The 15,938-nt window shown below is 65.5% G+C and carries 23 protein-coding genes; 3 read left to right on the top strand and 20 right to left on the bottom strand.

What is annotated here, in order from left to right; translation table 11 throughout:
* Nucleotides 1-227: 227 nt before the first annotated feature.
* The 4 genes from DB459_RS16505 to DB459_RS16490 are packed head-to-tail and all read right to left on the bottom strand — an operon-like array spanning nt 228 to nt 1,842.
* Nucleotides 228-479 carry a hypothetical protein gene (locus DB459_RS16505; protein ID WP_253706323.1) on the bottom strand — a complete coding sequence of 84 codons (252 nt, stop codon included), beginning with the start codon at nt 477-479 and terminating at the stop codon, nt 228-230.
* A 24-nt stretch (nt 480-503) separates the two neighbouring features.
* Nucleotides 504-896 carry a hypothetical protein gene (locus DB459_RS16500; protein ID WP_253706322.1) on the bottom strand — a complete coding sequence of 131 codons (393 nt, stop codon included), beginning with the start codon at nt 894-896 and terminating at the stop codon, nt 504-506.
* Nucleotides 896-1,165 carry a hypothetical protein gene (locus DB459_RS16495; protein WP_253706321.1) on the bottom strand — a complete coding sequence of 90 codons (270 nt, stop codon included), beginning with the start codon at nt 1,163-1,165 and terminating at the stop codon, nt 896-898. Before DB459_RS16495 ends, DB459_RS16500 begins: the two co-directional genes overlap by 1 nt.
* Complete coding sequence (locus tag DB459_RS16490; protein ID WP_253706320.1) at nt 1,162-1,842, bottom strand: hypothetical protein; 681 nt, start codon at nt 1,840-1,842, stop codon at nt 1,162-1,164. The genes DB459_RS16495 and DB459_RS16490 overlap by 4 nt, the downstream gene beginning before the upstream one ends.
* A 108-nt stretch (nt 1,843-1,950) precedes the next feature.
* Here DB459_RS16490 and DB459_RS16485 point away from each other — a divergent pair, with 108 nt between their 5' ends.
* Both DB459_RS16485 and DB459_RS16480 read left to right on the top strand, forming a co-directional pair.
* On the top strand, nt 1,951-2,745 hold the full coding sequence (locus DB459_RS16485) for an FkbM family methyltransferase (RefSeq protein WP_253706319.1): 795 nt from the start codon (nt 1,951-1,953) through the stop codon (nt 2,743-2,745).
* Between the two features lie 336 nt (nt 2,746-3,081).
* Nucleotides 3,082-3,951: a bifunctional 2-polyprenyl-6-hydroxyphenol methylase/3-demethylubiquinol 3-O-methyltransferase UbiG gene (locus DB459_RS16480; protein WP_253706318.1), complete on the top strand. Its 870-nt coding sequence runs from the start codon at nt 3,082-3,084 to the stop codon at nt 3,949-3,951.
* 5 nt (nt 3,952-3,956) lie between these two features.
* Here the strand turns inward: DB459_RS16480 and DB459_RS16475 are convergent, their stop codons facing one another.
* The 4 genes from DB459_RS16475 to DB459_RS16460 all read right to left on the bottom strand — a co-directional run bounded on the left by DB459_RS16475 (nt 3,957) and on the right by DB459_RS16460 (nt 6,584).
* A complete protein-coding gene (locus DB459_RS16475; protein WP_253706317.1) occupies nt 3,957-4,823 on the bottom strand; it encodes a phage tail protein in 867 nt (288 codons plus the stop codon).
* Nucleotides 4,824-5,003: 180 nt separating this feature from the next.
* Nucleotides 5,004-5,450 carry a hypothetical protein gene (locus DB459_RS16470; RefSeq protein ID WP_253706316.1) on the bottom strand — a complete coding sequence of 149 codons (447 nt, stop codon included), beginning with the start codon at nt 5,448-5,450 and terminating at the stop codon, nt 5,004-5,006.
* 23 nt (nt 5,451-5,473) lie between these two features.
* Entirely contained in the window at nt 5,474-5,884 is a 411-nt protein-coding gene (locus DB459_RS16465; protein WP_253706315.1) for a hypothetical protein, read from the bottom strand.
* 1 nt (nt 5,885) lies between these two features.
* Complete coding sequence (locus DB459_RS16460) at nt 5,886-6,584, bottom strand: hypothetical protein (protein ID WP_253706314.1); 699 nt, start codon at nt 6,582-6,584, stop codon at nt 5,886-5,888.
* Here DB459_RS16460 and DB459_RS16455 point away from each other — a divergent pair.
* The gene (locus DB459_RS16455) at nt 6,583-6,918 is read left to right on the top strand and encodes a hypothetical protein (RefSeq protein WP_253706313.1); all 336 of its coding nucleotides are present in this window, start codon (nt 6,583-6,585) and stop codon (nt 6,916-6,918) included. The genes DB459_RS16460 and DB459_RS16455 overlap by 2 nt on opposite strands.
* Here DB459_RS16455 and DB459_RS16450 read toward each other — a convergent pair.
* From DB459_RS16450 to DB459_RS16395, 12 genes are all read right to left on the bottom strand, one after another.
* Nucleotides 6,915-7,244, bottom strand: a complete 330-nt coding sequence (locus tag DB459_RS16450) for a hypothetical protein (RefSeq protein WP_253706312.1) — start codon at nt 7,242-7,244, stop codon at nt 6,915-6,917. The genes DB459_RS16455 and DB459_RS16450 overlap by 4 nt on opposite strands.
* A gap of 285 nt (nt 7,245-7,529) precedes the next feature.
* Nucleotides 7,530-8,390, bottom strand: coding sequence for a tail fiber domain-containing protein (locus tag DB459_RS16445; protein WP_253706311.1), 861 nt, complete (start codon nt 8,388-8,390; stop codon nt 7,530-7,532).
* 3 nt (nt 8,391-8,393) lie between these two features.
* Nucleotides 8,394-8,810 carry a hypothetical protein gene (locus DB459_RS16440; RefSeq protein WP_253706310.1) on the bottom strand — a complete coding sequence of 139 codons (417 nt, stop codon included), beginning with the start codon at nt 8,808-8,810 and terminating at the stop codon, nt 8,394-8,396.
* Nucleotides 8,794-9,108, bottom strand: coding sequence for a hypothetical protein (locus tag DB459_RS16435; protein ID WP_253706309.1), 315 nt, complete (start codon nt 9,106-9,108; stop codon nt 8,794-8,796). The genes DB459_RS16440 and DB459_RS16435 overlap by 17 nt, the downstream gene beginning before the upstream one ends.
* Entirely contained in the window at nt 9,105-9,914 is an 810-nt protein-coding gene (locus DB459_RS16430) for a hypothetical protein (protein ID WP_253706308.1), read from the bottom strand. Before DB459_RS16430 ends, DB459_RS16435 begins: the two co-directional genes overlap by 4 nt.
* Before the next feature lie 602 nt (nt 9,915-10,516).
* A complete protein-coding gene (locus DB459_RS16425) occupies nt 10,517-11,146 on the bottom strand; it encodes a hypothetical protein (protein WP_253706307.1) in 630 nt (209 codons plus the stop codon).
* Between the two features lie 87 nt (nt 11,147-11,233).
* Nucleotides 11,234-11,656 carry a hypothetical protein gene (locus DB459_RS16420; protein ID WP_253706306.1) on the bottom strand — a complete coding sequence of 141 codons (423 nt, stop codon included), beginning with the start codon at nt 11,654-11,656 and terminating at the stop codon, nt 11,234-11,236.
* 80 nt (nt 11,657-11,736) lie between these two features.
* On the bottom strand, nt 11,737-12,810 hold the full coding sequence (locus DB459_RS16415) for a N4-gp56 family major capsid protein (RefSeq protein ID WP_253706305.1): 1,074 nt from the start codon (nt 12,808-12,810) through the stop codon (nt 11,737-11,739).
* Between the two features lie 250 nt (nt 12,811-13,060).
* Nucleotides 13,061-13,282 carry a hypothetical protein gene (locus DB459_RS16410; protein ID WP_253706304.1) on the bottom strand — a complete coding sequence of 74 codons (222 nt, stop codon included), beginning with the start codon at nt 13,280-13,282 and terminating at the stop codon, nt 13,061-13,063.
* 423 nt (nt 13,283-13,705) lie between these two features.
* Nucleotides 13,706-14,188, bottom strand: a complete 483-nt coding sequence (locus DB459_RS16405) for a hypothetical protein (RefSeq protein ID WP_253706303.1) — start codon at nt 14,186-14,188, stop codon at nt 13,706-13,708.
* Between the two features lie 59 nt (nt 14,189-14,247).
* The gene (locus tag DB459_RS16400; protein WP_253706302.1) at nt 14,248-15,117 is read right to left on the bottom strand and encodes a hypothetical protein; all 870 of its coding nucleotides are present in this window, start codon (nt 15,115-15,117) and stop codon (nt 14,248-14,250) included.
* A 58-nt stretch (nt 15,118-15,175) separates the two neighbouring features.
* On the bottom strand, nt 15,176-15,937 hold the full coding sequence (locus DB459_RS16395) for a hypothetical protein (protein WP_253706301.1): 762 nt from the start codon (nt 15,935-15,937) through the stop codon (nt 15,176-15,178).
* Nucleotide 15,938 lies beyond the last annotated feature (1 nt).

Raw genomic sequence — 15,938 nt, 5'->3', positions numbered from 1 at the left:
CGCTGGCCCCCCGGGGGCGCAAATGCGGCAGCCATGGACGCTGCCCGCGGCGGCATATCAAACCTGCGGAACAATAATGCCTGAAGAAACGGCAGGAACCGAGCCTGAAGGCGCGCCAGGCCGAGCGCGACCCCTCGGTCTTCTACGTGCTGGCGGTAAGTCTTGTCGGCGCCGTCATCCTGCTCGCCGTGGTCTGGTATGTCTTCTTCAGGATCTGACCCTCGCGATCAATGCCGGCTGACAGCCAGCCAGATAAGACCGAGCATGGCGGTCACGATGACACTGACCGCGGCGGCAAGGCCCTTCCGCTTGACTGTTTCAGTGGCCTCGCGCCACGCACGCAGATGGGCAAAATCCTTCTGTACCGCAATGACCGCCTCGGCATCATCGGCATTGACCCCGAGTGCGAGGAAGAACTCCTTCACGGTCGCTCGCGCCACCTCCTCCGCGATCATCCGCACGTCGGTCGGCGTGGTCATGACACCCTCCTTCGGTAACCGTGCTCAGCTCCGCCTGAAGATCCGCGTCACGCGCTCGACCGTGCTGGCGCCGAAATACGACACCACCACGACCTGGAAGACGCCCCACATGTTGGCATCGAGGGCGTCGGTGACGCCGAGCCCGAGCACCTTGTCCCAGACGATGACCTTGAAGGCGAAGATGACGAAGGGCGCGGCGAACAGCGGCCGGATGGCCGCGGTGTACCAGTGCCCCTGCTCGGCAATCAGGAGCCTGGTCGCCTCGGCCCGCGCGGCGATGTCGGCCTCGACCTCCTTCTGCAGGAGCTCGAGCGCGCGCTGATCATCGTTGTCCGTTGCCTTCAGCCGGGCCTTGTAGGCCTCGAGCGCGCCCGAGATGATCGGGCCGCCGATCAGGTTGAGCAGGAGCTGCCACATCAGGGCTGTTTCCCGAGCGAACGGATGCGGGCCAGAAAGGTGACGGCGGCGATGGCGAGGAGCGCCCGGGCGGCCATGGTGGTGTCGCCGATCGCGTCGGCGATCTGCTGTTTCAGCTGGGGATCGCCGAGCGCGTCACCGAGCTGGTTGACGGCCTCCAGCGCCGCCCCCGCCGCGGCGAGCAGATAGGACCAGGCGACGGTCAGGGAGTGCAGGCAGGCGACCTTGAGCCTCGCCCAGGCGGCATTGGGCTTCACCAGCATGATCATTTTCCTTTCCTGAAGAACGAGGCGATCCAGGCGCCGAGCGAGCCCGGAGCGGGATTGGTGATGGAAGGCGCTGGCGCAGCCGGCGCGGCCGCCACCGCCGCGACAGCGGTCGCGGCCGGGATGCCGAAGTCGATCGCGGCGTCGAGCTGCTGCATGGCGCGCAGCAGCGCGGCGCAGCCCGGTTGCGGGTCGACCACCTGCGGATCGAAGCGGCCGTCGGCAACGTATTTGCCGCGGCTGTACTGGTCGGTGCCGGCCCAGAGATAGGGCGACGGCTGCCCGCGCCGGGCATAGCCAAGGCCGTTGTACTGCTCGATCAGGGTCAGGGCCCCGCCGGTGCTCCAGTCGCGCCAGCGGGCGGCATAGGGCGGGCAATCGGCGAGCGCATCGATCGCCGCGTCCTCCCAGCTCCTGAACGGCCCCCGCCCCTTCGGGACATGGGTCGAGACCCGATCCCACGGATCGCCCTGGGCAAGGCTCCGGCGCCAGTCCTGGGCGCTTTCCCGCATATGGATCACGGCAATGACGAACCAGGGCACGCCGGTCGTCGCCGACACCGACTGATAGCGGGCGCGGGCGGCAACCAGCCGGCGGGCCGGCCCGGAAGCGTCGCGCGTGAGCTTGGCGGCCCGCCATCGTTTTGCATTGAGAACTATCAGGCTCGAGAGATTGGTCATCTGCACCTCAGGCATGAAAAAAGCCGCCCGAGGGCGGCTGACTGTCGCCTTGTCGGGCCGGGCCCGCACGGCTAAAGGTTTCCAAGGATTTCTCGGTGAGGTCGCACGATGTCTGAAGCCCCATTCGGAACCTACGCCCCCGGAGAAGCCAGGAACTTGATCCTGGCCGTCATCCAGCATTCAAAATTGAAACGAGGCGCGTTCCGTCCGCTCATGTCGCGCCTCATCGGCGCGGCCCCTGTCGACACGATTTACCAGGGGGCCAGGTTTCGATTTCATCACCGAGACAGCGCGACCGAGATGGGCGCCCTGTTCAATCCCGAATACAACATCGGAGAGCTGGACTTCCTGAGACGCCGCCTCCAACCGGGAAGCACCTTTGTCGATGTCGGCGCCAATGTCGGGACTTTCACCCTGCCGATCGCCACGCACATTGGCCGCGACGGCCGGGTGATCGCCATCGAGCCTCACCCGACTGCATTCCGGCGTCTCAGCTTCAATGCCGGCGAGCTTCAGTTTTCGAACGTCACTCTTCTTAATTGCGCAATTGGCGAGAAAGAGGGACAGCTGTCGATCAGCACCGATCAGGCAAACCTTGGTGCGTGTCGGATCAGCGACAGCGGCGTGAGCGTTCCCGCCAAGACGCTGCTCGGAGTCGTCACCGACAGCGGCGCCGATCGCATCGATGCGCTGAAGGTCGATGTCGAAGGCTATGAGGACAAGGTACTCATGCCGTTCTTTCGCCAAGCCCCGCGTTCTCTCTGGCCTGCAACGGTCGCCATTGAACACCTCGAGCGCGACAACTGGTCCGAAGACTGCATAGAGCACATGAAGCTCGCCGGATATCGCGAGGTCACCAAGACGCGCAGCAACACCCTGCTGACGCTCGATCAGTCGAATTAGAGATTAGATCATCCGCAGCGCAGTTCGAACCTGCCGTGGCGGGCGTAGACCACTTGCAAGCATGCTTATTGCCGATTCTTCCTAGCCTTGAAGCGCCCGCCTTTTCGGGACGTGGGTCCCCCGTTTCGCGCGCGCCGCGACCAGACGTTACGCGGGACCGGACCGGTCACGGCGAGCCTTAGCGCGTCCCCACTGGTTGGGGTCGAGCGCAGTCGAGGTTAAACCCGCATGAAAACGCCGCCCCCGGAGGTGGTTGCGGAGACGCAACTGTGATTGTTGCTGACTTCGTCTCCCAACCGCTAAACTTGCGATCGAAAGCTGGAGGAAGCAGGACAGATGGGCGCATCAGCTAAAACGCTGGATAAGATTGCGGAACTGGTCCGTGGCGGATCGGTGCCGCTAGGCGCCAAGATTGCAGAACTTGGCACGCAGAACTTGAACTGCGATCCGGGAACCGCCGCAAAGCTCGTTCAGCTATTTCGGGACAAGGGGGCCAACGTTTCGATCAGCGACAATGAGGCTGCCAGAATTGGCGAAGGCGGGTACCTCGGAGCAATCCTCAAAGCGGTCGGCTTCGACTATACGGCGATCGACATTTTCGATGCGCCGGATACCAGGCTCCATGACCTCAACATCGATTTCGTCGAGACCGACATGCTTGGGAAATTTGATTTGGTCACCAACTACGGTACGACCGAGCACGTGATTAACCAGATGCTCGCGATGCGAACGATCCACGACCTCGCAAAGTTAGGCGGCATCATCCATCACGAATTGCCGATGGGTGGCTACTTCCTGCACTGTTATTTCACGTATAATCCGGCCATATTCCACGATCTAGCATCCGCCAACTCGTACCGTCTCGTTGACCAAAAAATCTCGTCTGGCCCATGGCGCCGCACGTCGAGGGCTTTGCGCGAGAACGGCTTCCAGGACGACCGATTCCGCGACTACGGAATTGAGGTCGTTTTTCAGAAGACCACCGACGCCCCGTTCCGCATCCCGGTTGATAACATCAGCAGTGCTACAATCTCCGAAGCCGCGTGGACCGCGCATCGAGATAATGAGGAGATTGCGATCTCAACCGTAATCCCAGTCGATCCTCAAACGATGTTCGCTCGGCTTCCTTTCAAGACGATGCATGCAGCATATTGGTCAAGGCTTAGGTTTGCGATCCTAAATCACTTCGTCCCTCCACGCGGATAAAGCACTCAGATCACCCGCAAGATATACGGCACGACAATCGACGGTGGCATGATCGGGTGAGCGTTGCCGCCGCCGGCCAGAGTGATGGTGACGCCGGTGGTTGCGCCAGAAGTCCCACCAGGCGATGTGCCGAATGGAGATCCGGTTCCACCGGACAAAAGGCCAGAGTATCCATTTTGCATCGCCGAGAACGAGTGCGCATGCCCAGGATCAATAGTGCCATGATTATGGGCCGGAATTTCCGCGATAGTGAGCGTATGGTTTTGAGCCCCTCCTGTCGCGCCGAGGGTCGCACCGTCAACACCAGCTCCAGCCGATGTAACGCGCCCAGCTGCTACTCCACCCATCGCATCAGCGCCAACCGGAACGCGCCCGCGCAGGTCGGGAATATTGAACGTGGTCGAGCCGTCACCTGAGCCGTAAGTCGTTCCGACCAACGAGAACAGCGTGGAATAGGTTGTCCGGCTCAGCGCCTGCCCGTAGGGCTGGACGAAATTCGAATTCGGAACGCTCGCGCTGATGAACGGCATCAGGCCGCCGATCGGCACCGAATACGGCAGGTTGAGGAAGCCACGCAGATAGAACGCGCCGTCGGTCGCATTGTAGAGCGCGATGTAGGGCGTGCCCTGCACCAGCGTTGCCGCCGGCACCTCGACACCCGGCGCCAGGCGCAGCGGCTTGGCGCCGAGGCCATCGACATTCAGCGTCACCGGCGAGGCGTTGCCGGTATGCGGCGTGAAACCGATGACGTTGCCGCCGAGATGCGCGAGCGTGTCGAAGGTTTCATAGCTCGCGACCGTGTAGGCCGAGCTGGTCCCGGCGGTGACGATCGCGCCGGTGATGTCGTCGGCGAATTCGCGCAGCCGCGCCATGTTGCCGCGGGCGCTGTCGTTGACCTGGGCAGGCGCCATGCCCTCCGGCCACGGACAGGTGGGATCGGCCGTGCCGTTGTTGGCAGGCGTGCGGGACCACAGAAAGAACGGCATTGATCACCCCTTAGATCGAAGATGGCGGACTGGAGAAGGTGCCGGCTCGAGGATGGCGGGAGTTGTCTATTGCAGTGGTTTCCCGTCCTGTTGGCGCCGCAGCTCGAGCGACAGCGCCGGTAGCCATCCGAACGGCAGCCACTGGGAGGGCTTGGCAGCCGGCAAGGATGGTCCTAGATTCGGCTCGATCAGCCGGTTCGAAGAGGTCGGGCCAGAATCGGCGGCACCACCAATCCTCTTGCCGCCGGGCTGGTCGTATGCCTTTCCGGGTTCGAAGAAGGTATTGAGCCAATTCTTCGGCTCGCCGAAAAAGTCCTTCTGCACCACGGCGCGAGCCTGCCCGCTTTCCAGCACCGTCCTGTTCGCGCTATCGCTGACCCTTTTTAGCGCCTGCCACATCTCCGGCATTCGGTCTGCCGCACCGGGGTGCTTGCCGTCGATGTGCTGTAGACCGCCACGATCATTGCCCCAGATCAGGTCGACCGGCCCCTGCACCTCTGGATGATCCAGCACCCCCTCACATCGCCGGTCTCGGCCTAGCGGAGCCAATCGGTTGCTTCGGCAGCCCTCCCCTGCAACCCCTCCACGACCGGACCATTCGGACCGATGTGGGTCACCCAGCCGCCCGGGGGAAGCGGCGGCAGGCCGAGCCGACGCGCAAATGGCGGCGGCTTCGGGCCGGACAGCAGCAGCGCGGTGTCCAGCGCCGGGCCGATCATATCCTCAGTGGTGAGTGGGACTTTCGACTGCAGAATGCGACCCGGCGTCGCGATCACGTTTGTGAGACCGTCGATCATGGCCGCAGTTAACTTCTCGGGAAGCCCCGCCGGAATCTGCGCCTGCTCTTGCGGGGTGAGCACGCCGAACGGCGCCGCCGAGTTGGGCAGCGCCAGCGGCGCGATCCTGGAGGCGCGGCTTCCATCCAACACATAGTCCAGAACTCCCATGTCACCCCCTCGATGAAGCCCGGCCATAGGCCTGGGCAAGATTGATCCTCGCTCGCTGCGGCAGGAGCAGCGGCGCCGGCTGCGGCACCTGCGCCAGCGCGGCGAGATCGACGGGCGCCGGGCTCGACCCGCCAATCTGGATGGCGCCTCGCGGTGCGGGCTTCGGCGTTGCCGGAACGATGTCGGCGGACTCCTGACCCGGCGGCGGCCCGGCGATCGACAGTGGCGCCGCGGCCGAGGCCGGCCGCCCCGCTCCGCCCATCTTGCGATCTGCCCAGGCAGCCACGTCGGCGGCACTCATGCCGGCCAGGAAGGGGTTCGCCTTCACGGCCGCGGGCCCCAGGATTGCGCCCGCGGTAGTTGTGGGTCCGGCGTTAAACAACCCGACCGCCCCTTGCGGACCGGCGAAATGTGCGAGATACGTGGTGCCCGGCGTCACCGGCAGGCTGGCGCTGGTCAGAGCGCCGGCATTGTCGGCGGCATAAGCGTCTACCATGGCTTTGGAGAGATCCTTGTCGGATCGCAGTGCCAGGATCTCGCTGCGCGATCGCCCCTCGGCCAGGTCCGGCCGGTGTCTCGCGATCATGTCGAGCCAGGTGCCGTCGATGAACTGCCCTGCCCCCCTCGCCGAGGACCGCGCGTTGCGTGCGTCGGGATCGCCGCCCGATTCCGCTGAAACGACATTGTCGGCATAGGCCATGAAGCGATTACCTTCCAAGGCTGTTTATGTGGATACCCCCGCGCGCGAGGACGGCGTCGTCGACCTCAGCCCCGCGGATTGGCGGTCCGATCGACCGAAGCCGCGTGAGCCGTTCTTCACCCCGCTCGGCCCGTACGTTTTGCTCGGTGTCGTGCTGTCGATAGCCGCGTGGACGCTCGCGCGGGTCTATGTGGCTGAGCCGCTGGTGGACGCGTGGCTCTCGAAGCCCAAAGCCGCAGCATCAGCGCCGGTGCCGCCGGGCAACTATTCCTGGACGCCGGAGCACGCTCTGCAGCGGTTGCCGGACGACGCGCCCGCTCAACCGGGCCACTAGCGCCGGCCGTCGGAGTCTGTCTGCCCGGGCCGGGCCGTGGCCAGTGCACCGCGGCCTGCCGCGCCGAGTGCGCCAATGATGGCCCGCACCTTGCCGCCGAGATGCGCGAGCGTGTCGAAGGTTTCATAGCTCGCGACCGTGTAGGCCGAGCTGGTCCCGGCGGTGACGATCGCGCCGGCGATGTCGTCGGCGAATTCGCGCAGCCGCGCCATGTTGCCGCGGGCGCTGTCGTTGACCTGGGCGGGCGCCATGCCCTCCGGCCACGGACAGGTGGGATCGGCCGTGCCGTTGTTGGCAGGCGTGCGGGACCACAGAAAGAACGGCATTGATCACCCCTTAGATCGAAGATGGCGGACTGGAGAAGGTGCCGGCTCGAGGATGGCGGGAGTTGTCTATTGCAGCGGTTTCCCGTCCTGTTGGCGCCGCAGTTCGAGCGACAGCGCCGGCAGCCATCCGAACGGCAGCCACTGGGAGGGCTTGGCAGCGGGCAAGGATGGTCCTAGATTCGGGTCGATCAGCCGGTCCGAAGAGGTCGGGCCAGAAACGGCGGCACCACCTGTCCTCTTGCCGCCGGGCTGGTCGTAAGTTTTTCCGGGCTCGAAAAGATCAGTTCAGCCGAATTTCAGCGGGATCTTGCCGAACAGCGAGCCGAGGCCACTCATGATAGTGCCGAACTGCTGGGCCCCACTCATGGTGTTGGTGTTGTTCTGGGTACCGGTATTGGTGCCGAAAGCCTGGGCGACCGGCGAGATCGCGCCAAGCAACGTCTGATAATCGCTGGTCGGGATGTTAAAGCGGTTCTGCTCGGCGTTGAGGATCTGATTGGCACCCCAGTTGTTGGCGTCGAGAGCCGAGGATGCGACGCCGACACCCGCCTGCTGGTTCTGATTGGCGGCGGCCTGGTTCTGGTTCAGGAGACCGTACGTGGTGTTGCCGGCGCCATAGATGCTGTTCGCGGCGTTCAGCTGGTTCTGAACATCCTGGTTGTACTGCGCGGCGATGATCGGCGCCTGGGCCTGGGTGATGCCACGGCCGAGCGCCTGCAGGTTCGCCGGCGAGCCGTCGCGGCCCGCCGCGGCGAACTGGCTGTTGACCTGGTTGGTCACGTCCGACGCGGCGGTGTCGAGCTGCGCCTTGAGCGCCGTGTTGTTGCCGATCATGCCGCCGGAGGCGTAGGGCTGCAGCAGGCCCTGGTAGTTTTTCAGGTTCGATGCGATGGCGCCGTCATTGGCCTGGGCGCCGCCGCCGTTGAGGAGGCCGGTCGCGGCGTTGCCGATCGCGCCCGCATATGGATTGCCGGCGGCGGCGTTGCTCTCGATGGAGTTGAGCGCGCCGCTCTGCTTTGCCGTCAGCCCGGCATTGCCGATCTGGCCGCCGAGCGCGCCGAGAATGCTGTCGATCGATCCTTGCGCCGCCGCGTAAGGTGTCGCCTGCGAGGTGCTGGTCTGGGTTGATTTGGACGTGCCGCCCATCGCTCAAAGCCCCTTCTCGATGCAGACCCATGCGAGCCTGTAGTGTTGCCGCTCGAACACCCGCTGCCAGCCCTTGCGGCCCTCGATGCGGATGGCGGTGCAGCGAAGCTCCCGCGCATAGGCTTCGATCGGCGCGAAGGCCTGCGGCCAGGACGCGGCGCGCCCGCCGCCGCAGGCCAGCACCCGCAGGATCTTGCCCTTTGGCACGATCACCACTTCGGTGACGCAGGCAGCCTTCAACCGATCGCCGTCCCACAGCACCCAGAGCAGCGCCTCGCCCTTGACCAGCACGTCGAGCAGCGCCATCGGCGTCCAGTCGCCGCAGCGCTCCGCCGCCGTGGTCAGCCAGCGCGCCACATGCGGCCACATCTGCGGGATGCGGTCCGGCGCGACGCAGAGCGTCTCAACCGAGGCAGACATAGAAGAACGTCCGATCGAGCTGGGAGCTGTTGCGATGGCTGACGGTGAAGCTCCGGTTGCCGACGGCGCTGACGTAGCAGGCGCCCGAGGCCAGCTCGGCCGCGGCATTGGCGGTCCTGGGAAACAACAACACCGCGCTGCCGGCGGCGCAGTTCGGCGGCGTCTGGGTCGAGGTCGTCGCGTTCGCGTTGAGCGTGATCGTCCCGGCGGCATTGGACCGGCCGGCCGCCAGCTGCTGCAGCACCAGCGCGTATTTCGTCAGGTCTTTTTCCTGCGTCGAGATGCCGAGAACGCTCATCGCAGTCCTGTCCGGATGACATCCGGCTCGACGCCGGCGATGAAGGTCCACGCCGTTCCCGACGGGATGCGGCAGCGGTAGCGGCTGTAGCGCGTATCCACCACCATGTTGCAGCGTCCGGTGACGGGATTGATCAGGCTTTCCGCGCCAGCCGTCGCGGCCTGCTGCTGGGTCTCGCGCCGGCTCGCCGAGCCGTAAACCGCCGGGGCATCGCTGACGGGCCGGAAGCCGCGCAGCTTCAGCCGACGGCCGTCGGTGCCCTGCTCGGCGCTCTCCAGCACGGCCTCCAGGTTCGGCCCGCGAAAGAAGTTCAACGCATGGGCGGCATCAAAGCACCCGAGCTCGGGCGTGTTCGCGGTCGAAAAGTTGTCGAGCGACTGGATCATGGCGTCGAGCGAGCCGCCCGGCGCCAGCGGATCGAGCCCCTCCAGCGTCACCCCGGGCTGGGCGATCTGCAGCAGGTATTCGCCGCTGATCCTGATGGTCGTGAATTTGTCGAGCACGAAGTCGTAAGCGAGGATCTTGTCGAACTGGTTCGAGGCGCCGTTGGTGCTTTTGTAGGCCCACATGATCCGGGAATTGCGCGGATCGACCGCGCCGACGAAGAGCTGCAGATTGGCCTGGTCGAGATCGGCGAAGAAGGTTCGGTCGATCCGCTCGCGGCCGATCGGGGTCGGGAAGCCGCCGGGATCGATCCGGTGAAACCCCTGGGTGGAGAAGAAGAACACCGAGACCCCGGCGCGGACGATGCTGCAGGGCCCGAACACGCCCTTGTCCTGGACGATGCGTTCGATCTGGAAGATCACCGGCGACGCCGCGGACGAAACCGCCGTCCGGCAGATCCTGGTAGTCCGACGAATTGACGCCCGGCGTCCAGCTCGTCGCGCCGTTGACGTCGTTGAGGCCCGACCACTGCACCCGGTTCGGGTTGGAGATGAGGCCCGAAAGCACCACGAAGCGCCCGACGATATCGATATAGCGCGCCTGCGGCGGGCTGCCTGCGAGATCGACGAAGGCCGTCGAGCTGCCGAGAACGAAGACCTGCGGCACGGCATTGGCCTGCACCGCGATCACCAGGGAATTGAACTGGGCAAAGCGCCACTGATCGCCGGCCGGCACCGAGGAATAGGCCACGCCGGCCTTGGACACCCTGGTCCAGGTGAAGGCGGTGTTGTCCATCGTATAGAGATCGGTCGCGGTCGCCGCGAAGATGATGACCGAGCCATCGGACTTGTAGGCCACGAATGCGCCGCGGCAGCGCGAGCCGAGCGCCGCGGACAGCACCGTCAGGCTGGGGAACGGCCCGTAGCCGTCGCCGCGCGGCACCACGTTGACGATGGTCCGCGTGGTCTGGGCCTCATAGTCGGAGACGTCGGGGCGATAGTCGCCGAAACTGACGAGCGCCATCCTACCACCCCGAGCCCTGGATGACGCCGGTCGAGGACCGCGCCGAGCTCTCGTTGCGCAGCGAGGCCAGGAGCCCGGGGAGTTGCGCCTGCATCCGCGTGGCGCCGTCGATGTCCTCGAGCACCTCGAGATAGAGCAGCATCTTGGCGTGGGTCCTGATCAGATGCTCGGCTTCCGTGGTCCAGGCATTGCCGTCGGCGTCGCCGGCGGGCGCCGGCAGCCGGAAATGGCCGTGGAGACGCAGGGTGTAGACCGCGGTCGGCGTCGGCCACAGCCTGATCTGCTGGTCGATGCAGGTGAAGGCCGTGGGCCGGCCGCCGCCGCTCATGCCGCCGGCGATGACCTCGAAGTCCGCCGGCTCGTAGCGGTCGAGCGGATAGATCGACTGGCTGCGCGGCAGGAACATCGCGTCGATCCGGATGAGGTCGGGAATGGTCGCCAGATCCGCGGCGCCATAGGCCACCTGCCCGGCGAGCGTCGCGAAGGTGAAGTTGCGCGAGACGTTGAACCAGAACCGCTCATTCTGGTACGCGGCGACGGCGTCGGCGATCTTGCCGGCGGTCTGGCTCGCCAGATCGTCGCGGCTGAGATCGCTTGCGATGTTCGCCTTGAGCTGGGCCAGCGTTCCCATTGTCCGTCACCTTCGGTTCGGAAGACGGGCGCGGCGGCTCGATCGCCGCCGCGCCGTAGTGCATCAGGAAGATCGCCGCGTCCACGATCAGAGATCGTTGTCGCAGACGTACTTGACGACGACGGTCGCCCGGCCGGCGGTCGCCGCGGCGCCGGTCTGCGCGTAGGTCAAATAGACCTGCTTGTCGGCTGCCAGCGGCCCGAGCGCCGCGCCGGTCGGCGCGACGTTCTGGGTGAGGCCGGCGGCGCCGACATTCTGCGCGTTGATGATGTTGGTCGCCGCGTCGCCGACGGTGCCGACGGTGCCGACGCTGAGGGTGTTGGTCGTGACGGCATTGAACGCGGTGCCGACGTAAACGTCGGTGCCGATGATCAGGGCGCCCGCCGGGAGCCACTGCTTGCCGACGCCGGCGGCGATGCCGGCGTCGTTGAAGTTGACGGAGAAGCGCAGGTAGCCGACCTGCTGGCTCGAATTGCGGCGCGCCGTGGAGCCGGGGGTTCCGGTAGCCATGACTGAATGTCCTTTTCTGGATCAGGAGAGAAGCGTTTGGATCAGGGCGAGCGGGCCCGGCCGGGAGCCGGGCCCTTGCCTCAGTGCGCCACGGCGTAAGTGGTGGCGACGAGGGTGCCGAAGTCGGTGGCGTTGAACACCGCCTTCTTGACGCCCCAGATGGTCTGGGCCGAGACGCCGAGCTCGCGCTCGTAGTCGAACAGGTCTTCGACCCATTTGTAATTGACCCCGTCCGAGAACTCCTTGCCGAAGGCCAGCGCGCCGGCCTGGGCGCCGCAGAACACGGCGCGCCGGGTCGAGGTCTGCTGTGCCCCGGCATTGGAGACGCCCATGGGAATGCGGTTCGACTTGTGCAGGATGACGCCGTTGTACTCGCCGAGGGCGCCGGTATAGATCGGCGACTTCGAGCCGGCGCCGCCGGCCAGCGCCGCCTTCTGGATGTCGAGCCACTGGCCGCTGTTGGTGTTGGTGCGCAGGTCGGTGACCTGGTAGTCGTGCAGGAACATCAGGAACTTGTTCTCGCCGTTGATCTTGATCGGCCGGATCAGCGGCGTCGCGGTGCCGGCGCGCTCGACGCAGGCGTCGATGACCGCGAGATTGAACGTCCTGGTGTTGTCGGTGTTGATCGCGGCGTCGTCGCTGGCGGTGCCGCCGCGATAGATCCGCCCCGCCGACGGCGCGGTGATGGTGTTGTTGCCGGCGTAGCGCATGTCCGTCACCAGCGTGTTGCCGGCGAGGTGGTTGAACATCGCGCTGTCGAAGCGGTTCGAGAACCAGTCCTTGAGCCCGAGCTTGGCCTCGTCGCGCAGCGAGAACGGCACGCGCTGGGCGTCGATGGTGTTCTTGTTGCGGACCCGCACCGCGTGGGCGAGTTCGTTGATCAGCACCTTGTCGGAATAGGTGGTCAGGCTCTCCTCGTTGCCCTGGAGGGTCTGGGCCTCGGTGACGCCGTCGCCGGAGAGCTGCATGCGCAGCCCGAAGGTGACGCTGTCACCGGCATTGGTCGAGGTCTCGTTCTTGAGCTGGATCATGTTGTCCGAGCCCGTGCCCATGAAGCGGCCGAAATAGGTCTCCTTCAGGGCTTCGGCCGAGAGCTTCTTGGCCCACAGCTTGTTGGAAAGCGTGTCGTTCACGCCGTAGGTGGTGGATGCCATGATGGCGATCTCCGCATGAAGGTGAAACGGAACATCGGCGCCGGCAGGGGATGCGCGGCGATTGTCCGAATTGACGGCTTCGGAGCGGGACGAATGGCGCTTAACGACCGCCGGTCGAAGAAAGCAGCAGTGCGGCGGCAGGCCGCAGAAACGCTCGAACCGGACGGCGACAACAGCGCGCCCCGAACAAAGAAGCCGGCGTCGCGTGACGCCGGCTCGGATGCGTTCCAGTCGATTTTCAGTGGCGGCGCTAATGCACCGTCGCCAGCGGCACCACCGCGGCGAGGTTTCCGGCGCCGTCGAACGCGACGATGCAGAGGCCGGCGAGCATGGCTTGCGGCATGGTCCTGGCAAGGGATTTGGCCATGCGGCGGCCGCGCCGGGCGGCGCCGGCCGGATGGTGCAGCCAGTACTCGCCCGCAGGCTTATCGAAGGAGGTCAGGTCGGTCAGGCCAAAGCTGAACTTTTGCATGGAAGTTTCTCCCGGAACGCGCCATCAGAACTCAAGCTAATGACGGCCGTTCCTTGACGGGAGCTTACTTTCCCCGCAATTCACAGTCGTTCACAGGGTGTTGTCCCCGCTCCTCCTGGTTTCCCGAGGTGCTGGAGCCCCGATCAATGCCGACGCTTACGTGCGTCAGGATCCAGCGGCGCCGGCATAGATCTCTCGATCGGCGCTGTCGCGGACGACCACACCATGGTGACCGTCCGCCAGTTCCGGCTGAGCCTGGACGCGATGCCTCGCCGATCTCGTCGGCGATCTCCCGCGCCTTAGCCTCATCGGCGCAGTCATGCTCCTGGCGGCTCGCAATCACATGATGGTCCTCGAGGCTGAAGCGGTGGCGCGACACTTTGAAGTGCGATCCATCAGTTCGTGCTCCTATTCCGGGCGTGCTCATCGTTGATCGTCATTTAGAGGATACGGACGCGGCGCGGGACCAGGGCGCTCGTACGGTATCCCTCGACATCTCTCGCTCACGTTTCCTCTGAGGCAGTCCTCCATGCTGTGCCATTGGGTGTCGGTAAAGCCCTTCTCGCCGATCATGAGCGGCAGGCAATAATTATGGGCGTCGCGATATTCTCTAACGCATTTTTTGTCCTTCATTGGATCGAACGTCCGGGTTCCTTGCCAGTCCGGACTGGTTGCCATTGTATAAACCGACTTTGCCCACTCTTTGCCCTCGGCAAGTCGCTTTGCCAACTCTTGCAATATCCGCGGAGCTGCGCGCGAAGCGCGGGCAATCACCGCCGCATTGGCATTGATGACCGGCGCCGTGTCTTCGTCGACTTCCGGCCTGTAAGTTAAGTCAGACAGCGGGACAAAGCCGAACGGCGCCGGCGCGCCATCGCGCCGCCGCTGATAAAACGGATAGGGCATTGCAATCTCCGTCTTTGGAAAAATGAGATGAGGGAATCGGGGGACGCCGCGCGTCGCGGTCAGCCGCCCATCAGACGCCGGGCTCGTGCCGGATTTCGCGCGCACCAGGCCTCGAACTCGTCCATTGGCATCTTGATGAGCTGCTCGGCGGTGATTTCGGCCTCGCCGGCGGCGCCACCGGTGCTGGACAGACTCTTGTTGGCGGCCTGGCCGCGCTCGATGGTCTGGAGCCTCGCGGCGCCGTTCGGCCTGCTGCCCTCCGCTCTACGGTAGCCTCGCTGCTGCGCCAGAGCGTAGAGCAGTTCCGCCGGACTCTGGCCGCGCGACAGCGCCATATGGGCGACGGCGAACTCGTCGGCCTGCAGCGCCTCGTGCAGGGACTGCGGATCGGTGTAGCCGATCGCCTGCAGCTCGGCCGCCCGGCTCTGGAGCAGATGGTCATAGGCCGCCCGAAAATCCGGCGCCTGCGCCTCGAACCGGGCCGCATCGGCGCGATAGGCGTTCATCAGCCTGTGCTGCTCGGCGCTCGCCTGCTCCGCCGCCGTCTGATCGTCCAGGCGCTTCTGCACCTGTTCGACGGTCTCGCCGATCTTCCTGGCATAGCCGACGATATCGGACTCGGGTGTCGGCTCATCGGCGGGCCTGCCTTGCGACGGCAGGTTCAGGCTTTCGATGATCGAGAATTTGCCGCGCAATTCCGCCAGCTCCTGCTGGGTTTTGCGGTACTCCTGGTCGATCTGCTTGCGCCGGCTGCGCTCGGCATGCAGTGCGGCCAGCGAGACCATCCGCTCCGGCTTCGCCTCGACCTCGACGGGCTCGGCTGCCGACGCGATGTCCGTCTCTGCGACATGCTCGCCGGCAACTAAGCCATCATCCAAAGGAAGCGTATCCGCCGGACCGGAGCCGGCGACGAAATCGGTTTCGCTCATGTCAGAGATCCCCGCCGGATGCGGCCGGCGCCGATGCCTGGATACGCCAGGCGCGAACTCAGGAGGCGAGAAGCAGGATCTCCAGCGCCTGCCGGCGCCGCGCGGCGGCATCGGCCTGCTTCTGCTCGGCCTGCCACTGGGCGGCGATGGCCTGTGGATCGATTGCCGGCGCCGGCCGTGGCGGCTGGGCTATGATCGGCGGCAACGCCGGCCACGCCTTGGTCTGGATCGGCGCCGGCGTCTTGCGCGTGATCCTGGCGAGCCGCCGCTTCTCCTCGAGCTCCTCGAGGTAGTGCCCGACGCCGCCATAGACCTGGTCGAAATCGTCGCCGGTTCGGATCAGCGGCGTCGGCGTCAGCGTCCAGGCATGGACGCCACCATCGCCCGGCATCGTGACCGCCACGGTGACGCCGAATCCTGCTGAGGCGTAAGCACCGGCCGCGGCCGCGATCGCAACCGTCTCGCCGATCGCGGTCCCGGTCAGCGCGTAGGCATCGGCGCCGGCGATTTCCTTGAAGGCAACCGTCGTCGCAACGCCCGACAGCCAATGAGACCCGGGCGCCGGCGCCAGCGACACCGTCTCGCCGATCGTCCGGCCCGTCAGGGCGTAAGCGCCAGCGGATGCAGGTTCGGCGGCGCCGAACGCCGCTCTGGCGCCGCCGAGCCGATAGATGCCGGCCGGCGCGACCTCGGCGCCGCCGAATGCCACGGCGGTGCCGGCGATGGGATAGACGCCGGCGACGGCCGGCAACGCGTAGCTGACCGCCGCGGCTTGCGTATCCTGTCCAAACGCCAGGCGGCCGAATGCGTCGAAGAACATG

The sequence above is a fragment of the Bradyrhizobium sp. WD16 genome (assembly GCF_024181725.1).
GTDB lineage: Bacteria > Pseudomonadota > Alphaproteobacteria > Rhizobiales > Xanthobacteraceae > Bradyrhizobium_A.
Note: the sequence above shows the minus strand (reverse complement) of the source record. Positions and strands in the feature narration are given on the sequence as shown.